The sequence below is a fragment of the Methanocalculus sp. genome (assembly GCF_029762515.1).
GTDB lineage: Archaea > Halobacteriota > Methanomicrobia > Methanomicrobiales > Methanocorpusculaceae > Methanocalculus.
Genome location: NZ_JARVGN010000318.1, coordinates 1 through 2,726, shown reverse-complemented (window position 1 = coordinate 2,726; position 2,726 = coordinate 1). Strand labels below are relative to the sequence as shown.

General features: G+C 52.2%; 7 protein-coding genes and 1 tRNA gene. All 8 read right to left on the bottom strand.

The features are described from left to right. Nucleotides 1–57: 57 nt before the first annotated feature. A complete protein-coding gene (locus tag QCH34_RS10250; protein WP_300333730.1) occupies nt 58–252 on the bottom strand; it encodes a DNA-directed RNA polymerase subunit K in 195 nt (64 codons plus the stop codon). A gap of 32 nt (nt 253–284) precedes the next feature. Beyond that, nucleotides 285–359, bottom strand: a tRNA-Pro gene (locus tag QCH34_RS10245). 3 nt (nt 360–362) lie between these two features. Continuing rightward, nucleotides 363–551: a DNA-directed RNA polymerase subunit N gene (locus QCH34_RS10240; RefSeq protein ID WP_300333725.1), complete on the bottom strand. Its 189-nt coding sequence runs from the start codon at nt 549–551 to the stop codon at nt 363–365. A gap of 31 nt (nt 552–582) precedes the next feature. After that, a complete protein-coding gene (locus tag QCH34_RS10235; RefSeq protein ID WP_300333722.1) occupies nt 583–984 on the bottom strand; it encodes a 30S ribosomal protein S9 in 402 nt (133 codons plus the stop codon). A 14-nt stretch (nt 985–998) separates the two neighbouring features. Beyond that, nucleotides 999–1,421, bottom strand: a complete 423-nt coding sequence (locus tag QCH34_RS10230; RefSeq protein ID WP_300333719.1) for a 50S ribosomal protein L13 — start codon at nt 1,419–1,421, stop codon at nt 999–1,001. Nucleotides 1,422–1,427: 6 nt separating this feature from the next. Further along, entirely contained in the window at nt 1,428–1,790 is a 363-nt protein-coding gene (locus tag QCH34_RS10225; RefSeq protein ID WP_300333716.1) for a 50S ribosomal protein L18e, read from the bottom strand. Then, nucleotides 1,791–2,618, bottom strand: a complete 828-nt coding sequence (locus QCH34_RS10220) for a DNA-directed RNA polymerase subunit D (protein WP_300333714.1) — start codon at nt 2,616–2,618, stop codon at nt 1,791–1,793. After that, on the bottom strand, nt 2,618–2,726 hold a 109-nt coding region (gene rpsK / locus QCH34_RS10215; RefSeq protein ID WP_300333734.1), incomplete at its 5' end, for a 30S ribosomal protein S11. The genes QCH34_RS10220 and rpsK, both read right to left, overlap by 1 nt.

Genomic DNA, 2,726 nt, shown 5'->3' with positions numbered 1-2,726 from the left:
TCGTCGGGTTTCCCCGGCTGTCGAGGATGCTTCTGAGTGTGACTGCTTCTATTGCCGTCATGTCACCACGACTTCCCTCTCCCCGAAATGGCGCTTGACGGTGATGGGAATAAGTCCCTGCTCAAACTCCTCAAGTGCAATTTCCAGGGGATCAATGCGTCCTGTTCTCACAAGAACCGGGGCCCCCATCGATATCTGGAGAGCCCGTGCTCCTATGATCCTGGCTCGCTCATATCGAGTGTAGGATATCATGATAATCATCCGTAAAATTTTTTGAACAGAAATGGGGTCGCTGAGATTCGAACTCAGGTCACTGCGTCCCGAACGCAATAGGATAGTCCAGGCTACCCCACGACCCCCCCTTACTGGTAGGGATACAGCTCATTAATAATCTCCTTATGCGAGAGGAGCATCCTTCTGCAGCAGTACCGTTCCAAACCGAGGGAATCGAGGATCTCTTTTGGATCCTCGCCTGCTGCTTTTCGCTCTTTAAACTCATCCCATGCCGTGGAAATGACCTTTCCACAGGTGAAACATCGTACAGGTATCATTGTCCCCGATTCCTTATTAGTCTGCTTATATTTAACGGTACGACTTCTGGAATCTCTTCCGTGCACCGCGTCCATGAGGCTTTTTCGCTTCTTTCTGGCGTGAATCATTCACAAGAAGGGTCCTGTCATATGCAAGGTACACCTCTTTGATCGCCGGATCATTTGTCCAGCCGAGGATGCCACGGCCAAGTGCCGTCCTGATCGCCTCTGCCTGTCCGATGATCCCTCCGCCGGATACATCGACATCAATGTCGATTGTATCTGCTATACCTGGTGCAAGGACGAGTGCTTCTGCGATCTTCATCCTGATCAGTTCAGACCCATATACTTCGAGAGGAACCGAGTTGATTCTGATCCTGCCTTTACCTTCACGCAGGGTGGCGCGAGCGACCGCAGTCTTTCTCTTTCCGCTTGTATTGATTATCTTTGTCAATTCAATCCCTCTGCTTAGAATTTAGCTCCAAGGTTCTGGCTTATGGTCTGAAGCGTAACGTACCTTGGCTTGCTTAACCTGTTCCGGTGTGCTTCCTCAAGCACTTCCATCTCCATCCCGGCAAACTCTTCCGGAACTCCGACATAGGTTTTGACTCTCCGGAAAGCATCTGCACCCGGACCTGTCTTGTACCCAATCATCCCGCGGATTGACCGCTTCATGATGTCGTCAGGCCGGCGTGGGAAGAACGGTCCGCCTTCAACAGATCCGCGAACCCTTCGCTGATGGTATTTCTGGAGGATTTCGGCTCTGCTTCCCGAGAGGATTGCTTTCTCGGCATTGACAATGGCGATCTCCTCGCCATTGCGTGCCCGCTTTGCGACGATGCTCGCAAGCCTTCCGAGGAGGAGATTTTCTGCATTGATGATCGTTACCATTGCTCTTCACCTCAGTATCCGGACACGGCTTCCTTTTGGATTTGCCGATACCAGTTCTTCAATCGTCATACAATCACCGCTCGCCTGTGCGATCTTTTCACGGGCTGAATCGGAGAAGTTTAATGCTGCTACTCTCACCGAATGCTCAAGCACTCCGCTTCCAAGCACCTTACCGGGGACGAGGATGATCTCGCCTTCCTGTGCATAGCGGTTGATCTTGCCGATGTTGACCTCAGCATAATTACTGCTGGACGTGTCGAGCCTCTTTGCAATCTCACGCCAGATCTGTGCCTCACTCTCATGGGATACACTCCTGAGCATCCTGATGAGATCTGTCAGGCGCGGGTTAGTCTTGCCCGTTCTCTTCATCTACTGTCCCTCCATTGATATTTCCTGTAAAGATTCTATGAGTTCATCAGATCGTTTTCTGATATATCGGATACCCTCTTCGACGATCTGCTGTGCCGGAAGCGATCCGTCACTCTCGACTGTAAAGAGGTATGTTGTCTTGTCTGTTTTGACGTGTATGGCCGATTCATCCCCGATACCGGTTCCGATGCATGCTTTCTCGCAGAGTTTGCAGAGAGAGCATACCTCTAATCTTCCGTCAACGACACGAACTGTCTGTCCTTTGACTTCAAGAACCGCCCGCGGACACTCTTCGACACACATCCCGCATCCGTCACACTGGTCGGTTACCTCGATCACAGGATATTGTTTGTATCCGCATGCAATGGTCGCCTGCCATTTTGCATGCTCTGACCCCGTGTTCAGGTATGCGACCGCCTCAATGACAAGCTTCTGGTCTTTCCAGAGTTTTACGAGAGGAATATTCGTATCGACAGGGGCTGTCTCCGGATCCTCTGAGACGAGATCCCCTGAGGTGACCGTACACGGCCCCTCAACGGTCAGAGTGAATATGACCCGACATAGCGGGCAGCCGGCTCCCTCGCATTTGCATGCATCTTTCCTGACAAATCTGCTAAGATCGGTCTTGATTGGGATCATGCCGATCCGGTGTGCAAGCATCTCGTCAAAGAGGACGCTGGTGTTGTCATAGATCCTGACATCCTCAATAGCGAGTGTTGGAACCTCACCGATCATCGCCCGCCTGAGGGCGTTTGCAGATGCTTCGGAGGCACCGCTCAGGGTAAATTGTACGATTGAGTCATCGACCCTGCCGAATACGATCTCCATCAGACTCTCCTTCCCCGCCTGCCACCGCGAGCCCGGATACTGTCGTGTGAGACCGGGGTGACATCTTCGATCCTGCCAATGCGGATACCGGCACGGGATAGTGCCCGG